Below are 18,323 nucleotides of genomic sequence, written 5' to 3'. Positions count from 1 at the left end.
AGAAAGGCAGCAAGTAATGCCGCGCCGTACCGACCTGCGCCACGTGCTGGTGATCGGATCCGGACCGATCGTGATCGGCCAGGCCTGTGAGTTCGACTACTCCGGCACCCAGGCGTGCCGGGTGCTCAAGGCCGAGGGCCTGCAAGTGAGCCTGGTCAACTCCAACCCGGCCACGATCATGACCGACCCCGAGTACGCCGACCACACCTATGTCGAGCCCATCACCTGGGAGTTCGTCGAGAAGGTGCTCGCCCAGCAGGCCGAGCGCGGCAACAAGATCGACGCGCTGCTGGCCACGCTGGGCGGACAGACCGCGCTGAACACCGCCGTGGCGCTACACGAGCACGGGGTGCTGGAACGCTACGGTGTCGAGCTGATCGGCGCCGACTTCGAGGCCATCCAGCGCGGCGAGGACCGTCAGCAGTTCAAGGACATCGTCGCCCGGGTCGGCGGCGAGTCGGCCCGCTCCCGGGTCTGCTACACCATGGCCGAGGTCGAGGAAACCGTCGCCGAGCTCGGCCTGCCGGTCGTGGTCCGGCCCTCCTTCACCATGGGCGGCCTGGGTTCGGGCCTGGCGGCCAGCCTCGACGAGGTGGCCCGGATGGCCGGTGACGGCCTGGCCGCCTCCCCGACGGCCAACGTGCTGATCGAGGAATCCATCTACGGCTGGAAGGAATTCGAGCTCGAGCTGATGCGCGACGGCAACGACAACGTCGTCGTGGTGTGCTCGATCGAGAACGTCGATCCGATGGGCGTGCACACCGGCGACTCGGTGACCGTCGCCCCGGCGATGACACTGACCGACCGGGAGTATCAGCGGATGCGTGACTTGGGCATCGCGATCCTGCGCGAGGTCGGCGTGGACACCGGTGGCTGCAACATCCAGTTCGCGGTCGACCCGGAAGACGGCCGGCTGATCGTGATCGAGATGAACCCGCGGGTGTCACGGTCTTCTGCGCTGGCCTCGAAGGCCACCGGCTTCCCGATCGCCAAGATCGCCGCCAAGCTGGCCATCGGCTACACCCTCGACGAGATCGTCAACGACATCACCGGCGAGACCCCGGCCTGTTTCGAGCCGGCGCTGGACTACGTCGTGGTCAAGGCGCCGCGGTTCGCGTTCGAGAAGTTCCCCGGCGCCGACCCGCGGCTGACCACCACGATGAAGTCGGTGGGCGAAGCGATGTCGTTGGGCCGCAACTTCATCGAATCACTTGGCAAGGTGATGCGCTCGCTGGAGAGCGACCGTGCCGGGTTCTGGACCCAACCCGACCCCGAAGAAGACTCAGCCGACGACGCGCTGCAGCGGTTGCGGGTGCCCACCGAGGGCCGGCTCTACGACATCGAACTGGCGCTGCGACTGGGCGCCACCGTGGAACAGGTCGCCGAGGCGTCCGGGGTCGATCCCTGGTTCGTCGACCAGATCAACGGCCTGGTGGCGCTGCGCGCCGAGGTGGTCGACACCCCGGTGCTCGACGCCGACCTGCTGCGCCGCTGCAAGTACAACGGCCTGTCGGACCATCAGATCGCCGCGCTGCGCCCGGAGTTGGCCGGCGAGGACGGGGTACGGCTGCTGCGGTCACGGTTGGGCATCCACCCGGTGTTCAAGACCGTGGACACCTGCGCGGCGGAGTTCGAATCCAAAACGCCGTACCACTACAGCACTTTCGAGCTCGACCCGGCCGCCGAGACCGAGGTGGCCCCCCAGGACGTCAAACCCAAGGTGCTCATCCTGGGCTCCGGGCCGAACCGGATCGGTCAGGGCATCGAGTTCGACTACAGCTGTGTGCACGCCGCGATCACGCTGAGCCAGGCCGGTTTCGAGACCGTGATGGTCAACTGCAACCCCGAGACCGTCTCCACCGACTACGACACCGCCGACCGGCTCTACTTCGAACCGCTGACCTTCGAGGACGTGCTCGAGGTCTACTACGCCGAGCAGCAGTCCGGTCTGGGCGGTCCGGGTGTGGTGGGTGTCATCGTTCAGCTGGGCGGCCAGACGCCGCTGCGGCTGGCGCAGCGGCTGGCCGACGCCGGCGTACCCATCGTCGGCACCACCCCGGAGGCCATCGATCTGGCCGAGGACCGCGGCGCGTTCGGGGACGTGCTGACAGCGGCCGGGCTTCCCGCTCCGCGCTACGGCACCGCGACCACCTTCGAACAGGCCAAACGGATCGCCGCCGACATCGGCTACCCGGTGCTGGTGCGGCCGTCGTACGTGCTGGGCGGCCGCGGCATGGAGATCGTCTACGACGAGGAGACGTTGCGCGGCTACATCACCCGGGCGGCGCTGCTGACGCCGGAGCACCCGGTGCTGGTCGACCGCTTCCTGGAGGACGCCATCGAGATCGACGTCGACGCGCTGTGCGACGGCACCGAGGTCTACATCGGCGGGATCATGGAGCACATCGAGGAAGCGGGCATCCACTCCGGGGACTCGGCCTGCGCGCTGCCGCCGGTGACGCTGGGCCGCAGCGACATCGAGAAGGTCCGCCGCGCCACCGAGGCGATCGCCCACGGCGTCGGCGTGGTGGGGCTGCTCAACGTGCAGTTCGCCCTCAAGGACGACGTGCTCTATGTGCTGGAGGCCAACCCGCGGGCCAGTCGGACGGTGCCGTTCGTCTCCAAGGCCACCGCGGTGCCGCTGGCCAAGGCCTGCGCGCGGGTCATGCTAGGCGCCACCATCGCCGGGCTGCGGACCGAGGGGCTGCTGGCGGCCTCCGGCGACGGTGCCAGCGTCGGCCCGCACGCCCCGATCGCGGTCAAGGAGGCGGTGCTGCCCTTCCACCGCTTCCGCCGCGCCGACGGCTCGGGCATCGACTCGCTGCTGGGCCCCGAGATGAAGTCCACCGGTGAGGTGATGGGCATCGACCGGGACTTCGGCACCGCGTTCGCCAAGAGCCAGACCGCCGCCTACGGGTCGCTGCCCGCCGACGGCACGGTATTCGTCTCGGTGGCCAACCACGACAAACGGTCGCTGGTCTTTCCGGTCAAACGGCTGGCTGACCTGGGCTTCCGGGTGCTGGCCACCGAGGGAACCGCGGAGATGCTGCGCCGCAACGGTATTCCGTGCGATGTGGTGCGCAAGAATTTCGAGGAGCCGAGCCCGCAGCGTCCGGAGCTGACCGCGGTGGACGCGATCCGGGCCGGCGAGGTCGATCTGGTGATCAACACCCCCTACGGCAACTCCGGTCCGCGCGTGGACGGCTACGAGATCCGCTCGGCCGCGGTGGGTGTGAACATCCCGTGCGTCACCACCGTGCAGGGCGCCGCCGCGGCGGTTCAGGGCATCGAAGCCGGGATCCGGGGCGATATCGGGGTGCGCTCGCTGCAGGAGCTGCACAGCACGCTCGGCGGACACTAGTGGCTCCGGGGTCCGAGGCGTTCGGGACTCGGCTGGCCCAGGCCACGGCGGCCCGCGGCCCGCTGTGCCTGGGCATCGACCCGCACCCCGAACTGCTGACCGCCTGGGGACTGCCGCCGACGCCGGACGGGCTGGCGGCATTCGGCGAGACCTGCGTGGCGGCGTTCGCCGGGTTCGCCATCGTCAAGCCGCAGGTGGCGTTCTTCGAGGCCTACGGATCGGCCGGCTACGCCGTGCTGGAGCGCACCATCGCGGCGCTTCGCGAGGCCGGCGTGCTGGTGCTGGCCGACGCCAAGCGCGGTGACATCGGCTCGACGATGGCCGCCTACGCCGCGGCCTGGGCCGGTGAGTCACCGTTGGCTGCCGACGCGGTCACGGCGTCGCCGTACCTGGGTTTCGGATCCCTGCGGCCGCTGCTGGACACCGCCGCCGCGCACCGGCGCGGGGTGTTCGTGCTGGCCGCCACCTCCAATCCGGAGGGGGCCGCGGTGCAGCGCGCCCGGGCCGGCGACCGCACGGTGGCGCAGTCGATCGTCGATGCCGCCGCCGAAGCCAACCGCGCGGGCCCGCAGCCCGGCTCGGTCGGGGTGGTCGTCGGCGCCACGCTGCGCGAGGTACCCGACCTGAGTGCCCTCGGCGGCCCGGTGCTGCTACCGGGCATCGGGGCACAGGGTGGGCGCCCCGAGGAACTGGCCGGCCTGGGCGGGGCGGCGCCGGGAACGCTGCTGCCGGCGGTCTCCCGTGAGGTGCTGCGCGCCGGCCCCGACGTCGCGGCGCTGCGGGGCGCAGCGGAGCGGATGCGCGACGCCGTCGGTTACCTGGGCGCCGGGTAACGACCCGCGCGCCGGGTATTGCGGGACGTCGCGGCGGCTACCAGAGGAAAGGCATGCCGCCGGCGTTGTCGCCGCTGCGGCCGTCGCCCCCGGCGGCTCCCTGATCGAGGTCGCCGGCGGTGCCGGCGTCGAAACCGCCGCTGAACGGGCCGAGGTTCACGTTGTCGGCGGCATGATCACTCGGCCACAGATTGAAGCTGCCGTCGTTGAGGTCGCCGCCGAACGGGCCGGACTTCGTCTCGGCTCCACCGCCGTTGCCGGCCGTGACCCCGTCGCCTGGATCGGCGGCGGCCAAACCGGCACCGATCGTGCCGACTGCCAGCGCCACCACCCCGGTCACTACCCAGCCGCCAAACCGCTGTGTCTTCATCCCGGCCCCCCTTTTTCGCCATCGAACGGGCGCAACCGCCCACCCGGAAGAAAAACTGTATCCGGAGCGCGCCGGACCGGCAATCATCCATTCTGCTGCCATTCACGCCGTCAATACATTGAGCGGCAACTATTCCGCTTTCTACCGAGCTGACCTGGTGTGACGGTCGATAAATTGCTGACGGTGCTGTCAATTCCCGCCGGAAACTCCGGCAGCCGACCTGTGGTGGCCGCAGTTGGTACGCACAAATACGCGTCCGCTAATCGCGCCCCAATGCCGCGGCCAGCCGAGGCGGAATCTTCGGTTCCGCGAAGCCGCGCTACCACTGCGTCACGATGTCGCGCAAGGCCACCTCGGCCTCGAGCTGACAGGCCATCGCCGCCAGGCCGACCAGGGCGCGCAACATCAGCACATGCGCTGCCGGGATGCCGCGTTTCCACCGGTCGACGCACGTCTCGACACGCCCGACACGCCGCGAGGTGCGAATTCAATGCGCTGAAGATTCGGCCCGTCTCTCAGCTACCCGGCGGGGGTGGGGCCCGGATGCTCCCGTCGGCTGGCGAAATCGATGAAAGCCCTGCTAGAAGCTGTTTCTCGAGGCTGGCTGACACCAATGGCGGCCCTCGGTGGCCGGCCTGGAGGGCGCCGGTCCGGTTCGGTGAGTGGGCCGCGCGCAGCCGCCACACGCTGGGCATTTGTAGCCGGAAACGGGGGGTGGGGTTAGATTTCGTCAGACGGCGTGGGTACGGTCGTCGTCTCTGGCGGGAGTACCCGGCCGGGACATGGAAAACATCGACGTTGTCGATGATGACGAGACGGAGGAATCGTGGCCCTTCCCCAGTTGACCGACGAGCAGCGCGCCGCCGCGTTGGAGAAGGCGGCGGCCGCACGTCGGGCCCGAGCGGAGCTCAAGGACCGGCTCAAGCGTGGCGGCACCAACCTCAAGCAGGTGCTCAAGGACGCCGAGACCGACGAGGTCCTGGGCAAGATGAAGGTTTCCGCGCTGCTGGAGGCGTTGCCGAAGGTCGGCAAGGTCAAGGCGCAGGAGATCATGACCGAGCTGGAGATCGCTCCCACCCGCCGGTTGCGCGGCCTGGGCGACCGGCAGCGCAAGGCGCTGCTGGAGAAGTTCGACTTCTCCTGACCTGTCGGTGAATGCCGGTGGAGGGCCGGACAGCCGACACGCGGGACGCGTGGTGGTGCTGTCCGGCCCATCCGCGGTCGGTAAGTCGAGCCTGGTCCGGTGCTTGCGGGAACGGGTGCCGGACCTGTATTTCAGTGTGTCGGCGACCACCCGGGCGCCCCGTCCCGGGGAGGTCGACGGCGTCGACTACCGGTTCGTGACGCCGGGGGAGTTCGACCGGCTGATCGAGACCGACGCACTGCTGGAGTGGGCCGACATCCACGGCGGCCTGCAGCGATCCGGAACCCCGTCGGCCCCGGTGGCCGAGGCGACCCGAGCCGGCCGGCCGGTGCTGATCGAAGTGGACCTCGCCGGGGCCCGGGCCATCAAGAAGGCCCTGCCGGAGGCCGTGACGGTGTTTTTGGCGCCGCCGGATTGGGACACGCTGCAGGCCAGACTGGTCGGGCGTGGCACCGAATCGGCGGACGTCATGGAACGTCGGCTGGCCACCGCCCGCACCGAGTTGGCCGCGCAAGGCGACTTCGACGCGGTCGTGGTCAACGCTCGATTGGAAACCGCCTGCTCAGAATTGGTATCCTTGCTGGTGGATACCGCACCGGGCGCGGTGTGATCGGTCCGGACAGCGCCAACAGCTTCACCCCAAGCCCCTAAATCGCCAGGAGATTGTCTTACGTGAGTACCTCACAGGCCGACGCGGCCACCATCTCGCCGGCCACCGACGCCGAATTCGACCCGGCGATGATCGGTGGCTACGACACGCCGCTGGGCATCACCAACCCGCCCATCGACGAACTGCTGCAGCGGGCGTCGAGCAAGTACGCCCTGGTGATCTACGCGGCCAAGCGCGCGCGACAGATCAATGACTACTACAACCAACTCGGCGAAGGCATCCTCGAGTACGTCGGGCCGCTGGTCGAGCCCGGTCTGCAGGAGAAGCCGCTGTCGATCGCGCTGCGCGAGATCCACGGCGACCTGCTCGAATACACCGAAGGCGAGTAACAGAGGCCGAGACGGGACGGGTCGGTAGCCGTGGAGCACAAGCGGATCGTCGTCGGTGTCTCCGGTGGGATCGCTGCATACAAGGCCTGCACGGTGGTCCGGCAGCTGGCCGAGGCCGGCCACTCCGTCCAGGTCGTACCGACCGAGTCCGCGCTGCGGTTCGTCGGGGCTGCGACCTTCGAGGCACTCTCCGGGCTGCCGGTGCACACCGGCGTCTTCGATGACGTCCCACAGGTTCCGCACGTCGCCATCGGCCAACAGGCCGACCTGGTGGTGGTGGCGCCCGCCACCGCCGACCTGCTGGCTCGCGCGGTCGCCGGCCGCGCCGACGACCTGCTGACCGCCACCTTGCTCACCGCCCGCTGTCCGGTGCTGTTCGCCCCGGCGATGCACACCGAGATGTGGCAGCATCCGGCCACCGTCGCCAATGTGGCAACGCTGCGCGAACGCGGCGCGGTGGTTCTCGAACCCGCGTCGGGCCGACTGACCGGCGCCGACACCGGGCCCGGGCGACTGCCCGAGGCCGAGGAGATCAACACCGTCGTCTCGCTGCTGCTGGAGCGGTCCGACGCGTTGCCCTACGACCTGGCGGGTCGCAAAGTGCTGGTGACCGCCGGCGGTACCCGTGAGCCGATCGACCCGGTGCGGTTCATCGGCAACCGCAGTTCGGGCAAGCAGGGCTACGCGGTGGCCCGGGTGGCCGCTCAGCGTGGCGCTGAGGTCACCCTGATCGCGGCGCACGCCGCCGGGCTGATCGACCCGGCCGGGGTCCACGTGGTGCGCGTCAGTTCCGCCCAGCAACTGCAGGACGCGGTGACCAAGCACGCCCCCGAGGCACAGGTTCTGGTGATGGCCGCCGCGGTGGCCGACTTCCGCCCCGCCCGGACGGCGCAGGCGAAGATCAAGAAGGGGCCGGACAACCAGGGGGAGCCGACCATCGAACTGATCCGCAATGACGACGTGCTGGCCGGCGCGGTTCGGGCCCGCGCCGACGGGCAGTTGCCCAACATGCGGGCCATCGTCGGCTTCGCGGCCGAGACCGGAGATGAGAACGGCGACGTGCTGTTCCACGCCCGGGCGAAACTGCAGCGCAAGGGATGCGACCTGCTGGTGGTCAACGCCGTCGGGGAAGGCCGGGCTTTCGAGGTGGACCACAATGACGGCTGGCTGCTGGCCGCCGACGGGACCGAGTCCGCCCTGGAGCCCGGTTCGAAGACCCTGATGGCCAGCCGGATCGTGGACGCGGTGGTGGCTTTCCTGGGCGGCCGCGATTAGCGCCGCCGCCGGCCGGGGTGCGGTTGACCGCGCAATCGCCGCCGCAGTAACTTACGATTCGTAAGTTACTCGGAAGGGGCCCGACATGGACGACCGACGGTATGTGGTGATCGGGGGCGGCCTGGCGGGGCTGGCCTCGGCGGTCTGGCTGGCCGAGGCGGGCAAGAAGGTGACCCTGCTGGAGCGGCGTGGACGGCTCGGTGGGCGCACCCACGCGATGAAAGTGGACGGGATAGCCGACCTTCCGGACAACGGCCAGCACGTCATCGCAAGCGGCTATGAACACCTGTTCCGCTACCTGACCAGCGTCGGCACCCGGTCCATGGTCGAGTTCCCGGCCGGCGGCACCCTGCGCTGGCCGGGAGGCGCCACGACCACCATGGCGACCCGCGGGCTGGGTGCGGTGCGGACGCTGTTCGGTGTGCACCCGGAGGCAAGCCTGCTCGACCGCGTGCGCACGGCGGTGGCGACGGCACGGTTGACACACCAGGCACTGCGCCAACCCGCCGATCTGCCCGATCTCTCCACCGACCAGTGGTTTCGGCGGGTGGGCATGCCGGCGTCGGCGCGCCAGGCGGTATGGGACTGGCTAGCTCTCGGCATCGCCGCCGAGCCGGTGGAGCGTGGCTCGGCCAAAGTCTTCGCCGACGTGCTCGCCACCGGAATCCGGCTGGGCCTGCGGCACCGCACCGCGGTGACGATCGGCTACCCGACCACCGACCTCGACACGCTCTACATCACGGGTGCGCTCGCGCTGTTCGACCGACGCGGCGTCGACGTGCGCTATCGCACGGTGGCCAGGCGAATCGTGGTGCAGCACAACGCGGTCCGCGCGGTGGAACTGGCCGATGGTACCGAGATACCGGCAGACGCGGTGGTGTGCGCGGTGCCCAACTCCCATATCGGCGGCTTGCTCGACGACCTGCCCGAGCACGCCGAAATCTACGCCGCGGCAGACAAGTTGCATCACACCCCGATCGTGAGCACCAACCTCTACCTGGACCGGCCGCTGGGCACCGAAGCAGCGATGGAGGCGGTGATCGGCGGCACCGGCATCATCGACGAGGTCTTCGACCGGCAGCGGATGCAGGGCCGCGACCCGGACGGCGCATGGCTGTACTGCCTGACCACCAGCGGCGCCTACGAACAGATCCACCGGTCCAGCGACCAGATCGTGGCCGAGCAGTTGGAGCTGCTGCGCCGCTACTATCCGGCCGCCGCCGAGGCGAACGTGGTGGCCGCCCAGGTGGTCAAGATGCCGAAGGCGACTTTCTCGCAGGCCGTCGGCACCGACGGGCTGCGCCCGGACCAGCGCACCTCGGTGCCGAGCCTGGTGCTCGCCGGCGACTGGACCCGCACCGATTGGTCGGCGACGATGGAAAGCGCCGCGCAGAGTGCGGCCCGCGCGGTAAAGCTGCTGCTCGCACTGCCGGAACACCGATGAGCGCGCAGCCGGCGTCGCCGCGGCGGCGGATGTCGGGACAGGCCCGCCGTGCCCAGCTGCTCGACCGTGCCCGCGACATCGTCGCCACCGAGGGTTTCGCCGCGGTGACCATCGAACGGGTGGCCCGCGCCGCCGGGGTCACCCGCACGGTGGTGTACCAGAACTTCGGCGACCTGGCCGGATTGATGTCGGCGCTGCTCGACCGGGAATCGGAGATCGCCTTCGCCGGCATGCGCAGTGTGGACGGCCCGCCCGACGATGACCCGGACGCGGTCGGCCGGGGCATCCTGGCCTACCTGCACGCGGCGCCGACGAGCTGGCGCATCATCTTGAGCCCGCCCGCCGCAGCACCACCGCAACTGCAAGCCCGCACCGAGCTGGGCCGCCGCTATGCCCGCCGTATCGCGGCAGACAGGTTGTCCGGGCTCACCGGTCACCCGGTCGACGCCGACGGCGCGACGGCGCGACTGCTGTTGTCCGCACTGGAGGAACTGGCGCTGCTGCACCTGACCGACCCCGATGCGTATCCGGATGAGTTGGTGCTGCGCTATCTGCGGTCGCTGGTCGGCTGGGCGGTCCGCCTCGAGACGGCGACGCCGCCGACACCGTGACAGCCGCCACCCGGCCTGCCGCCGCACGCAGCCAGGACGGTAAGGTGGGCAGCCACAGGGCCGAGTCGTTCAGGTGTCTCGTCGTGGGGCGTGTCGTCGAGCATCTCCCGGTCGCGGGGGGAGCACAGGCACTACCCGGCCCGCGACCTGGGGGCGCCCCACCGGACTGTCAGGCCGTCACCAGGAGCGCATAGCTATATTTGCCCGAGCTAACTTTTGGATCGATACCCGGAGGGTGACATTGTGAGCGAAAAGGGTCGGCTGTTCACCAGTGAGTCGGTGACCGAGGGACATCCCGACAAGATCTGTGACGCCATCAGCGACTCGGTGCTCGACGCACTGCTCGCCGATGACCCCCGCTCCCGGGTCGCGGTGGAGACCCTGGTCACCACCGGTCAGGTGCACGTGGTCGGCGAGGTGACGACCAGCGCCCGCGAGGCGTTCGCCAACATCACCAACACCGTGCGCGAGCGCATCCTCGACATCGGCTACGACTCGTCGGACAAGGGCTTCGACGGTGAGACCTGCGGGGTCAACATCGGCATCGGCGCCCAGTCACCCGACATCGCGCAGGGTGTCGACACCGCCCACGAAGCCCGCGTCGAGGGCGCGGCCGACCCGCTGGACTCCCAGGGCGCCGGCGACCAGGGCCTGATGTTCGGCTACGCGATCGCTGACACCCCCGAGCTGATGCCGCTGCCGATCGCGCTGGCCCACCGGCTGTCGCGGCGGCTGACCGAGGTCCGCAAGAACGGCACGCTGGCCTACCTGCGCCCGGACGGCAAGACCCAGGTCACCATCGAATACGAGGACGACGTCCCGACCCGGCTGGACACCGTGGTGATCTCCACCCAGCACGCCGACGGGATCGACCTGGTGAAGACCCTGGACCCCGACCTGCGGGAGCACGTGATCACCACCGTGCTCGCCGAGCTCGCCCACGAGACGCTGGACTCGTCGTCGACCCGGGTGCTGATCAACCCGACCGGCAAGTTCGTCGTCGGCGGGCCGATGGGTGACGCCGGCCTGACCGGGCGCAAGATCATCGTCGACACCTACGGCGGCTGGGCCCGCCACGGCGGCGGCGCCTTCTCCGGCAAGGACCCGTCGAAGGTCGACCGTTCGGCCGCCTACGCGATGCGCTGGGTGGCCAAGAACATCGTCGCCGCCGGCCTGGCGCAGCGCGTTGAGGTCCAGGTGGCCTACGCCATCGGCAAGGCCGCCCCGGTCGGGCTGTTCATCGAGACCTTCGGCACCGCCACCGTCGACCCGGTCAAGATCGAGAAGATCGTGCCCGAGGTCTTCGACCTGCGCCCGGGCGCGATCGTGCGCGACCTGGACCTGCTGCGCCCGATCTACGCGCCGACCGCCGCGTACGGCCACTTCGGCCGCACCGACATCGAACTGCCGTGGGAGCAGCTCGACAAGGTCGACGACCTCAAGCGCGCCATTTAATTCCGCCGAGCAGACGCGAAAGCCCCCATTTCCGGCCGGATTTGGGGGCTTTCGTGTCTGCTCGCGCCGTAGAAATCAGGCGGTGAACCGGTAGTCGTCGAGGTCGAAGCGTCGGCTGCGCCAGTAGGCCTCCACCGTCGTGGTGGGTCGCAACGGGACATCCCCGTTCTTGTCGAAGTAATAGCTGTTGGCCGACTTGCAGCTGTCCTGCCAGAACACCTGCCGGTGGCGTTTGCTCATCATCTCGTCGAAGTAGCGGGCGTTGGCCGCCTCGGATATCTCGATCCGGGTCGCCCCACGGCCACGGGCGCTCGTCAGGCACCGCACGATGTGATGGGTCTGTGCTTCGACGAGCGCGAAATACGATGACCCGACGTAGCCGTACGGACCGAAAACGCTGAAGAGATTGGGGAATCCGGGGATGCTGACCCCCTCGTAAGCCTGCAGCCGGTGCTCGTCCCAGAACCGGCTCAGCGACTGGCCGCCGGCCCCGGTGACGGCGAATGTCGGGATGTTGTCACTGTCCATCACCTTGAACCCGGTGGCCAGGATCAGCACGTCGACCTCGTGGGACGACCCGCAAGCGGTGACGACCCCGGTGGGGGTGATCCGGTCGATGGGATCAACCACCAAATGAACGTTGTCGCGGTTGAACGTCGACAGGTAGGTGTTGTGGAAGCCGGGGCGCTTGCAGCCGACGGCGTAGCGCGGCGTGAGTTGATCCCGCACCACCGGATCATGCACCTGCCGGCGCAGGTACGCCCGCCCGGCGGACTCCATCTGCTTGGCCAGCGGGAACACCGTGAAGTACTGCGCCGCGATCGGGAAGGTCGCCTCGACGTAGGCCTGGCTGGCCAGCCGCTGCACCGCCATGCCGCCGGGAACCCGCATCGCCCAGCGGATCGGAGCCGGTAGCGGCAGGTCCAGCTTCGGGAAGCACCAGATCGGGGTGCGCTGAAAAACGGTGAGTGAGGACACGGTCGGCGCGATCTCCGGGATCACCTGCACCGCCGATGCCCCGGTACCGATCACCGCGACGCGCTTGCCGGTCAGGTCCTGGGAATGGTCCCAGCGCGCGGTGTGGATGGCCACGCCGGCGAAGGTGTCGACGCCGTCGATATCGGGCAGCTGCGGTGTGGTCAGCACGCCGCTGGCGTTGATGAGAAAGCGCGCCGTGACCCAGCCGCTGGCGCCATGCGGCGGTTCCAGCTGCACCCGCCACACGTCGCGTTCGTCATCGAACTCCGCCGACAGCACCTTGGTCCCGAACTGGATCCGGGAACGCAGCCCGTACTTGTCGACGCAGTGCTCGGCATAGTTCTTCAGCTCTCGGCCGGGTGCGTAGGTACGCGACCACTCGGTGCTCTGCTCGAAGGAGAACTGATACGAGAACGACGGAATATCCACGGCGATACCGGGATAGGTGTTCCAATGCCAGGTGCCACCGACCCCGTCGCCGGCCTCGATGATCCGATAGTCGGGCATGCCGGCTCGGTCGAGGCCGATCGCCGCGCCGATGCCGGAGAAGCCGGCGCCGACGATCAGGACTTCATGGTCGGGTTTCTCGGTCACGGTGGCTCCTCGTCGCTGATATTGCTCGACCGTAGCGCGCCGGGCGGTCGCGTCAGTCAGAAACGGGGGCGTGCAGGGCCGCTTTCAGGGCCGCCAGCCCCAGGTCGGTGGCCTCGGTGGCCGACGGGATGATCCCGGCGTAGCCCAGGTAGCCGTGCACCTGGGTCGTCGCGTTGTGCACCTGCACCGGCACCCCGGCGGCCGACAGCAGTTCGCCGTAGCGGATACCGTCGTCACGCAGCGGATCGTGGCCGGCCACCGCGATATAGGCCGGCGGCAGACCCGCCAGATCCGCGGCCCGCGCCGGCGCCAGCATCGGCGGCGGATCACTCAGGTCGACCCCCGCGGCGTAGGCGAAGGTGACCTCTGCCAGGGCCTCGCGGTCGATGATCGGCGCCGAGGCGTTCTCGGTGAAAGATGGCAGCGTGGTGTCATAGGTGGTCGCCGGATACCACAGCAACTGAAAAGTGATGCAAGGCGTCCGATTGTCGCGGGCCAGCTGCGACACCACCGCCGCCAGGTTTCCGCCGGCCGAATCGCCGGCCACCGCCAGCCGGGCCGGATCTGCGCCCAGCTCCTCGGCATGTGCCGCCACCCATTCGGTGGCCGCCATCGCATCCTCGACGGCGGCCGGGAACGGGTGCTCGGGAGCCAACCGGTAATCGACCGACACCACCACCGCGTCGGCGTGGACCGCGTGCTGGCGGGCGGTGCCATCGTGGGTGTCGAGGTCACCGGCGACGAAGCCGCCGCCGTGGAAGAACACCACCACCGGAGCGGCGCCAGGGCTCGGCGGGCGATAAATCCGCACCGGCAGGTCACCGCCAGGGCCTTCGATGACCCGGTCCTGCGCGGGCAACTCGGGGTACACCGGCCGGCGTGGCAGGTCGCGCATCGTGCGGCGCGCCGCTTCGACGCCGTCGGCCAGAGTCAGCCGGTAGGGGACGGCGTCCAGTACCTTCAGCACTATGGGGTCGATAGCGGAGTCATCGTCGACGAGCGGCATGGGAACACCGTACGCAACACGACTGGTCCCCACCGCCTGGGCCGCGGCCGGTTGGGTCGCTGTCGGGTACGGGATCTTTCTGACCGTGCTGGCGCTGCGATCACCGCCGGGCGATGCGCTGACCGGGCACTGGGTCGGCCAGCCGGCGTTCAAGGCGGCCATGGCGGTATTGCTGGCGGTGGCCGCGGCGGCGCACCCGATCCTGCGCGAGGCGCGCTGGCTGATCCCTGCGCTGATCCTGTCGGCCGCCGGTGACTGGCTGCTGGCGATCCCGTGGTGGGAGCCGTCGTTCGTTGCCGGCCTGACCGCGTTCCTGTTGGCGCACTTGTGCTTTCTGGGGGCACTGCTTCAGCTGGCGGTGGTCTCTCGCGGCGGGCTGATCGGGGCGGGGCTGGTCGGCGTCAGTTGCCTGGCCCTGTTGGTGTGGTTCTGGCCCGGCCTGTCTCGCGAGGGGATGACCGTCCCGGTGACCGTCTACGTGCTGGTGCTCGGCGCCATGGTGTGCGCGGCCCTGCTGGCGAAGCTGCCCACCCGTTGGACGGCATTGGGTGCGGTGTTCTTCGCGGTGTCGGACGCCATGATCGGGGCCGGCAAGTTCGTGCTGGGCAACGAGATGCTGGCGGTGCCGATCTGGTGGGCCTATGCGGCGGCGCAGCTGCTCATCACGGCCGGCTTCTTCTTCGGCCGCTCCGGCGGCGAGCAGCCGGCCTTGGACTGAGCAAGACTGAGGCCTGCCGGCGGGCCAGATCAGTCAGTGCCGGTGATGCCCTGTTCCGGGACGCAGCAGTTCCGGGTCGAAAGCAGGAAGCCGGTGGCGGTGCGGTGCGGTCATGTGGTCGTGCGCCAGCGCGTCGCCGTGGCCGGACGCGATGTCGCCGATGCTGAACAGCGATTCGCTGCCCGGTTTGAAATAGGAGCTGTGACCGGCCATCGGTGAGGACAACCACGGGGGCTCGGCTTTGAACCGGGTCGAGCCGTAGCCGTCGTCGGCCGGGTCGGGGCCCAGCCCGACCGTTGCCGCGGTTGCGGGCACCGGCAGTTGTGGTTCGCCGGCGAATCCGGTGATCGGATCCGACGATGCCGCGCCCACATACACGTGTCCGTCCCGCGGCAGATGAAAGTCCTTGGCGCTGCGTGCCAGGTCGGTTCCCGGCGAGCCGACGAGCACCACATCATCGGCCCGCATCCCGAAGCCGGCCGCGGCGTCGGCCACCGTGGTCGAGCCGTACGAATGCCCGACCACGGTGATATGGCCGGTGCCGCGGTGCGCCGCCCGCAGGGCGTTGACGTCGGCGGCCAGCATGCTGCCGCCGGACCGCGCCGAATCCGGTTGCGCCACCAGTGGATCCAACAGGCTGTCCGGGGCGCGATAACCCATCCACAGGATGACCGAATTCGATCGGGCCGGATCGGCGCGGGTGGCCTCGCGGTAGACGTTCACCCCGTCGGGATTCGACAGGTAGCCGTCACGGACGCTGCTGTGCGCCCCGGGCACCAGCACGGTGGTGTTGTCGGCGGTGTCGGGGTCGCCGATCGCGATGGCGGCCCGGCCCCGGCCGGCGAACGCCGCCGGGTCATAACTGAGCAACAGCACCGCCCCGGTGCCCGCGTCGGCGTTGCACCGCAGCCCGTCACGGACCCGCAGCGCGTTGTCGTAGCGGATCATGTCCGCGGCGCTGATCGCCTCGGTGGCGTGCTCCACCCGGCTGATGTCATCGGCGAGAGCCTGCCGGTTCAACCGGTCGCGCACTCGGGCCGCGATCCCATAGTCGGACCCCAGCGACTGCAGCAGCGCCGTACCCGCCCGGTTGTCGGCGGCGACGTCGGCGACCACCCGGCGGATGTCTCGGGCCTTGGCGGCCAGGAAGAGCTGGAACTGGCGGACACCGGCCGGGGTGTCCGATGCCGGCGCCCGCTGGTCGCCCAGCGCATCGCGGATCTCGGCGCCGATGGTATCGAGACGCCGACGACCCTCCCGGGCGTGATCGACCGCGCCGCGCAGTGCCGTGGACAGCACGTCGTCGGTGCGGGCTGCGGTCTGTTGCCGGACGACGAGTGAGCCCTCGCGGGCCTGCGCCGTCTCCGCGTGGGCGCCGCGCTGTTCGGGCATACCGCAGCAAGGTAATTCGGCGCGAGCACCGGCGCGCCCGCCGATCCACAGGCCGGGCGGCCCTGTGATCCGGCGGATGCCGGGGTCGGCGGCGTCTGCTAGACCTGCGTGGTGAGCGTCGAGCGCCTCGAGAGCGAACCCGGCGAGCCCGGCGGCCCCATCGCCCGGGTGCTGCCGATGCTGACGGTGCCGCATCTGGACCGCGAGTTCGACTATCTCGTCACACCGGAGCAGGCTGAACACGCGTTGCCCGGCACCCGCGTGCGGGTGCGCTTCCACGGTCGGCTGGTCGATGCCTTCATCTGGGAGCGCCGCGCCGATACCGACCACACCGGCAGACTGGGCCGGCTGGAGCGGGTGATCTCGGCCGAACCGGTGCTCACCGCCGAGGTTCGCCGGCTGGTGGAAGCGGTGGCTGCCCGTTACGCCGGCAGCCGGGCCGACGTGCTGCGCCTGGCGATACCGCCGCGCCACGCCCGGGTGGAACGCGAAGCGGTGGAGCTACCGGAGGCGCCGGTGCTCGAACCGGTGAATCCGGCGGGCTGGCAGCGCTATCCGGCCGGCGGCGCGTATCTGGCGGCGCTGGAGGAGGGGCGGGCCGCACGTGCGGTCTGGCAGGTGCTGCCGGGCGACTCATGGACCGATCGGTTCGCCGAGGCTGCCGTCGCCGCCATCCGTGCCGGGCACACGGCCGTGGCGATCGTGCCCGATCAGCGTGACGTCGACGCATTGTGGAATGCCGCGACAGCCCGGATCGGCGAGTCGGCGGTCGCCGCCCTGTCGGCGGGGCTGGGGCCGGCCACCCGGTACCGGCGCTGGCTGTCGGTGCTGCGCGGCGGCGCCCGGCTGGTGATCGGCACCCGCAGTGCGGTCTTCGCCCCGCTGCCAGAGCTGGGGCTGGTCATGGTCTGGGATGACGGCGATGACAGCCTGGCCGAGCCGCGGGCGCCTTACCCGCACGCCCGTGAGGTGGCGATGCTGCGGGCGCATCTGTCGGGCTGTGCCGCACTGATCGGCGGCTATGCGCGCACCGCCGAGGCGCACGCCCTGGTGAGTGCCGGATGGGCGCACGACGTGGTGGCGTCGCGGGCGGTGGTGCGGGCTGCGGCACCGCGAGTGGTGGCCCTCGACGACAGCGGGTATGCGGACGAGCGTGACGCCGCGGCGCGCACCGCCCGACTGCCCGCGGTCGCCCTGCAGAACGCGCGCACCGCACTGGCCGCGGGTGCACCGGTGCTGGTGCAGGTGCCCCGGCGCGGGTATGTGCCGTCGCTGGCGTGTGGACGCTGTCGAACCATCGCACGGTGCCGGCACTGCACCGGGCCGTTGTCGCTGCCGGAGCGCGGCGGTGCGGCAGTGTGCCGGTGGTGCGGCCGGGTCGATCCGGCGCTGCGGTGTGGGCGCTGCGGCTCGGATTCGGTGCGCGCGGTGGTCATCGGCGCGCGGCGCACTGCCGAAGAACTCGGCCGCGCCTTCCCGGGCACCCCGGTCATCACCTCCGCCGGGGACACCATCGTCGATCGCACCGATGACGGGCCCGCGTTGGTGATCGCCACCCCCGGCGCCGAACCGCGAACCCCGAACGGCTACGGGGCGGGACTGCTGCTGGACAGCTGGGCGCTGCTGGGCCGCCAGGATCTGCGCGCCGCCGAAGACACGCTGCGCCGCTGGATGGCCGCGGCGGCGCTGGTGCGCGACCGTGATGCCGGCGGGGTGGTGACGGTGGTGGCCGAGTCGTCGATCCCGACCGTGCAGGCTCTCATCCGGTGGGACCCGGTCGGCCATGCCGATGCCGAACTGGGCACCCGCGCCGAGGTCGGACTGCCGCCGGCGGTGCATATCGCCACCGTCGACGGTGATGTGGAGTCGGTGGCGGCGCTGCTGGAGCAGGCGCGGTTACCCGACGGCGCCGAGCCCCTGGGCCCGGTACCGCTGCCGCCCGGGGTGCGGCGCCCGGCCGGTATCGGCGACGAGTCGGCCGTGATCCGGATGCTGGTCCGGGTGGGCCGCGATCACGGTCTTGCGCTGGCCGCGGCGCTGCGTGACAGCATCGGTGTGCTCAGCGCGCGCGGGTCCCACCGCCCGGTGCGGGTGCAGATCGACCCGCTGCACATCGGCTGACCCGCCGACGGCGAGGCCAGGT

Annotated in this window: 15 protein-coding genes; 11 read left to right on the top strand and 4 right to left on the bottom strand. The window is 70.2% G+C overall.

Annotated elements, in window-relative coordinates; genetic code table 11:
- Window positions 1–16: 16 nt before the first annotated feature.
- Together carB and pyrF are read left to right on the top strand one after the other, a co-directional pair.
- Window positions 17–3,361, top strand: a complete 3,345-nt coding sequence (gene carB / locus BST10_RS08185) for a carbamoyl-phosphate synthase large subunit (RefSeq protein ID WP_013829242.1) — start codon at window positions 17–19, stop codon at window positions 3,359–3,361.
- Window positions 3,361–4,194 carry an orotidine-5'-phosphate decarboxylase gene (gene pyrF, locus BST10_RS08180; protein ID WP_083037395.1) on the top strand — a complete coding sequence of 278 codons (834 nt, stop codon included), beginning with the start codon at window positions 3,361–3,363 and terminating at the stop codon, window positions 4,192–4,194. The genes carB and pyrF overlap by 1 nt, the downstream gene beginning before the upstream one ends.
- A 37-nt stretch (window positions 4,195–4,231) precedes the next feature.
- Here the strand turns inward: pyrF and BST10_RS08175 are convergent, their stop codons facing one another.
- Complete coding sequence (locus tag BST10_RS08175; RefSeq protein WP_083037394.1) at window positions 4,232–4,564, bottom strand: hypothetical protein; 333 nt, start codon at window positions 4,562–4,564, stop codon at window positions 4,232–4,234.
- Window positions 4,565–5,390: 826 nt separating this feature from the next.
- Between BST10_RS08175 and mihF the strand changes: the two genes are divergently transcribed.
- The 7 genes from mihF to metK all read left to right on the top strand — a co-directional run bounded on the left by mihF (window position 5,391) and on the right by metK (window position 11,492).
- Window positions 5,391–5,708: an integration host factor, actinobacterial type gene (mihF, locus tag BST10_RS08170; protein ID WP_003932123.1), complete on the top strand. Its 318-nt coding sequence runs from the start codon at window positions 5,391–5,393 to the stop codon at window positions 5,706–5,708.
- A gap of 7 nt (window positions 5,709–5,715) precedes the next feature.
- Window positions 5,716–6,318, top strand: coding sequence for a guanylate kinase (gene gmk / locus BST10_RS08165; protein ID WP_083037393.1), 603 nt, complete (start codon window positions 5,716–5,718; stop codon window positions 6,316–6,318).
- A 62-nt stretch (window positions 6,319–6,380) separates the two neighbouring features.
- Window positions 6,381–6,707: a DNA-directed RNA polymerase subunit omega gene (rpoZ, locus tag BST10_RS08160; RefSeq protein ID WP_013829238.1), complete on the top strand. Its 327-nt coding sequence runs from the start codon at window positions 6,381–6,383 to the stop codon at window positions 6,705–6,707.
- A gap of 30 nt (window positions 6,708–6,737) precedes the next feature.
- Complete coding sequence (gene coaBC / locus BST10_RS08155; RefSeq protein ID WP_013829237.1) at window positions 6,738–7,982, top strand: bifunctional phosphopantothenoylcysteine decarboxylase/phosphopantothenate--cysteine ligase CoaBC; 1,245 nt, start codon at window positions 6,738–6,740, stop codon at window positions 7,980–7,982.
- An 85-nt stretch (window positions 7,983–8,067) separates the two neighbouring features.
- Complete coding sequence (gene hpnE / locus BST10_RS08150; protein WP_083037392.1) at window positions 8,068–9,426, top strand: hydroxysqualene dehydroxylase HpnE; 1,359 nt, start codon at window positions 8,068–8,070, stop codon at window positions 9,424–9,426.
- The gene (locus BST10_RS08145) at window positions 9,423–10,037 is read left to right on the top strand and encodes a TetR/AcrR family transcriptional regulator (protein ID WP_083037391.1); all 615 of its coding nucleotides are present in this window, start codon (window positions 9,423–9,425) and stop codon (window positions 10,035–10,037) included. The genes hpnE and BST10_RS08145 overlap by 4 nt, the downstream gene beginning before the upstream one ends.
- A 243-nt stretch (window positions 10,038–10,280) precedes the next feature.
- On the top strand, window positions 10,281–11,492 hold the full coding sequence (gene metK, locus BST10_RS08140) for a methionine adenosyltransferase (RefSeq protein WP_083037390.1): 1,212 nt from the start codon (window positions 10,281–10,283) through the stop codon (window positions 11,490–11,492).
- Window positions 11,493–11,567: 75 nt separating this feature from the next.
- Here metK and BST10_RS08135 read toward each other — a convergent pair whose 3' ends face one another.
- Window positions 11,568–13,064 (bottom strand): flavin-containing monooxygenase, encoded by a 1,497-nt coding sequence (locus BST10_RS08135; protein ID WP_083037389.1) that lies wholly within the window; start codon window positions 13,062–13,064, stop codon window positions 11,568–11,570.
- 52 nt (window positions 13,065–13,116) lie between these two features.
- Complete coding sequence (locus BST10_RS08130) at window positions 13,117–14,070, bottom strand: alpha/beta hydrolase (protein ID WP_083037388.1); 954 nt, start codon at window positions 14,068–14,070, stop codon at window positions 13,117–13,119.
- Here BST10_RS08130 and BST10_RS08125 point away from each other — a divergent pair.
- Window positions 14,069–14,788, top strand: coding sequence for a lysoplasmalogenase (locus tag BST10_RS08125; protein ID WP_041318052.1), 720 nt, complete (start codon window positions 14,069–14,071; stop codon window positions 14,786–14,788). The genes BST10_RS08130 and BST10_RS08125 overlap by 2 nt on opposite strands.
- A 33-nt stretch (window positions 14,789–14,821) precedes the next feature.
- Here BST10_RS08125 and BST10_RS08120 read toward each other — a convergent pair whose 3' ends face one another.
- A complete protein-coding gene (locus BST10_RS08120) occupies window positions 14,822–16,180 on the bottom strand; it encodes a DUF4226 domain-containing protein (RefSeq protein ID WP_083037387.1) in 1,359 nt (452 codons plus the stop codon).
- Window positions 16,181–16,357: 177 nt separating this feature from the next.
- Between BST10_RS08120 and BST10_RS08115 the strand changes: the two genes are divergently transcribed.
- On the top strand, window positions 16,358–18,301 hold the full coding sequence (locus tag BST10_RS08115; RefSeq protein WP_083037481.1) for a primosomal protein N': 1,944 nt from the start codon (window positions 16,358–16,360) through the stop codon (window positions 18,299–18,301).
- The last annotated feature ends 22 nt before the right edge of the window (window positions 18,302–18,323 follow it).

The organism is Mycolicibacter algericus DSM 45454, assembly GCF_002086455.1.
Lineage (GTDB): Bacteria > Actinomycetota > Actinomycetes > Mycobacteriales > Mycobacteriaceae > Mycobacterium > Mycobacterium algericum.
Note: the sequence above shows the minus strand (reverse complement) of the source record. Positions and strands in the feature narration are given on the sequence as shown.

Coding starts and splice junctions, on each gene's coding strand:
- carB (WP_013829242.1), top strand. CDS start 17: ATGCCGCGCCGTACCGACCTGCGCCACGTGCTGGTGATCGGATCCGGA.
- BST10_RS08175 (WP_083037394.1), bottom strand. CDS start 4,564: ATGAAGACACAGCGGTTTGGCGGCTGGGTAGTGACCGGGGTGGTGGCG.
- hpnE (WP_083037392.1), top strand. CDS start 8,068: ATGGACGACCGACGGTATGTGGTGATCGGGGGCGGCCTGGCGGGGCTG.
- BST10_RS08145 (WP_083037391.1), top strand. CDS start 9,423: ATGAGCGCGCAGCCGGCGTCGCCGCGGCGGCGGATGTCGGGACAGGCC.
- BST10_RS08125 (WP_041318052.1), top strand. CDS start 14,069: ATGGGAACACCGTACGCAACACGACTGGTCCCCACCGCCTGGGCCGCG.
- BST10_RS08130 (WP_083037388.1), bottom strand. CDS start 14,070: ATGCCGCTCGTCGACGATGACTCCGCTATCGACCCCATAGTGCTGAAG.
- BST10_RS08120 (WP_083037387.1), bottom strand. CDS start 16,180: ATGCCCGAACAGCGCGGCGCCCACGCGGAGACGGCGCAGGCCCGCGAG.
- BST10_RS08115 (WP_083037481.1), top strand. CDS start 16,358: ATGCTGACGGTGCCGCATCTGGACCGCGAGTTCGACTATCTCGTCACA.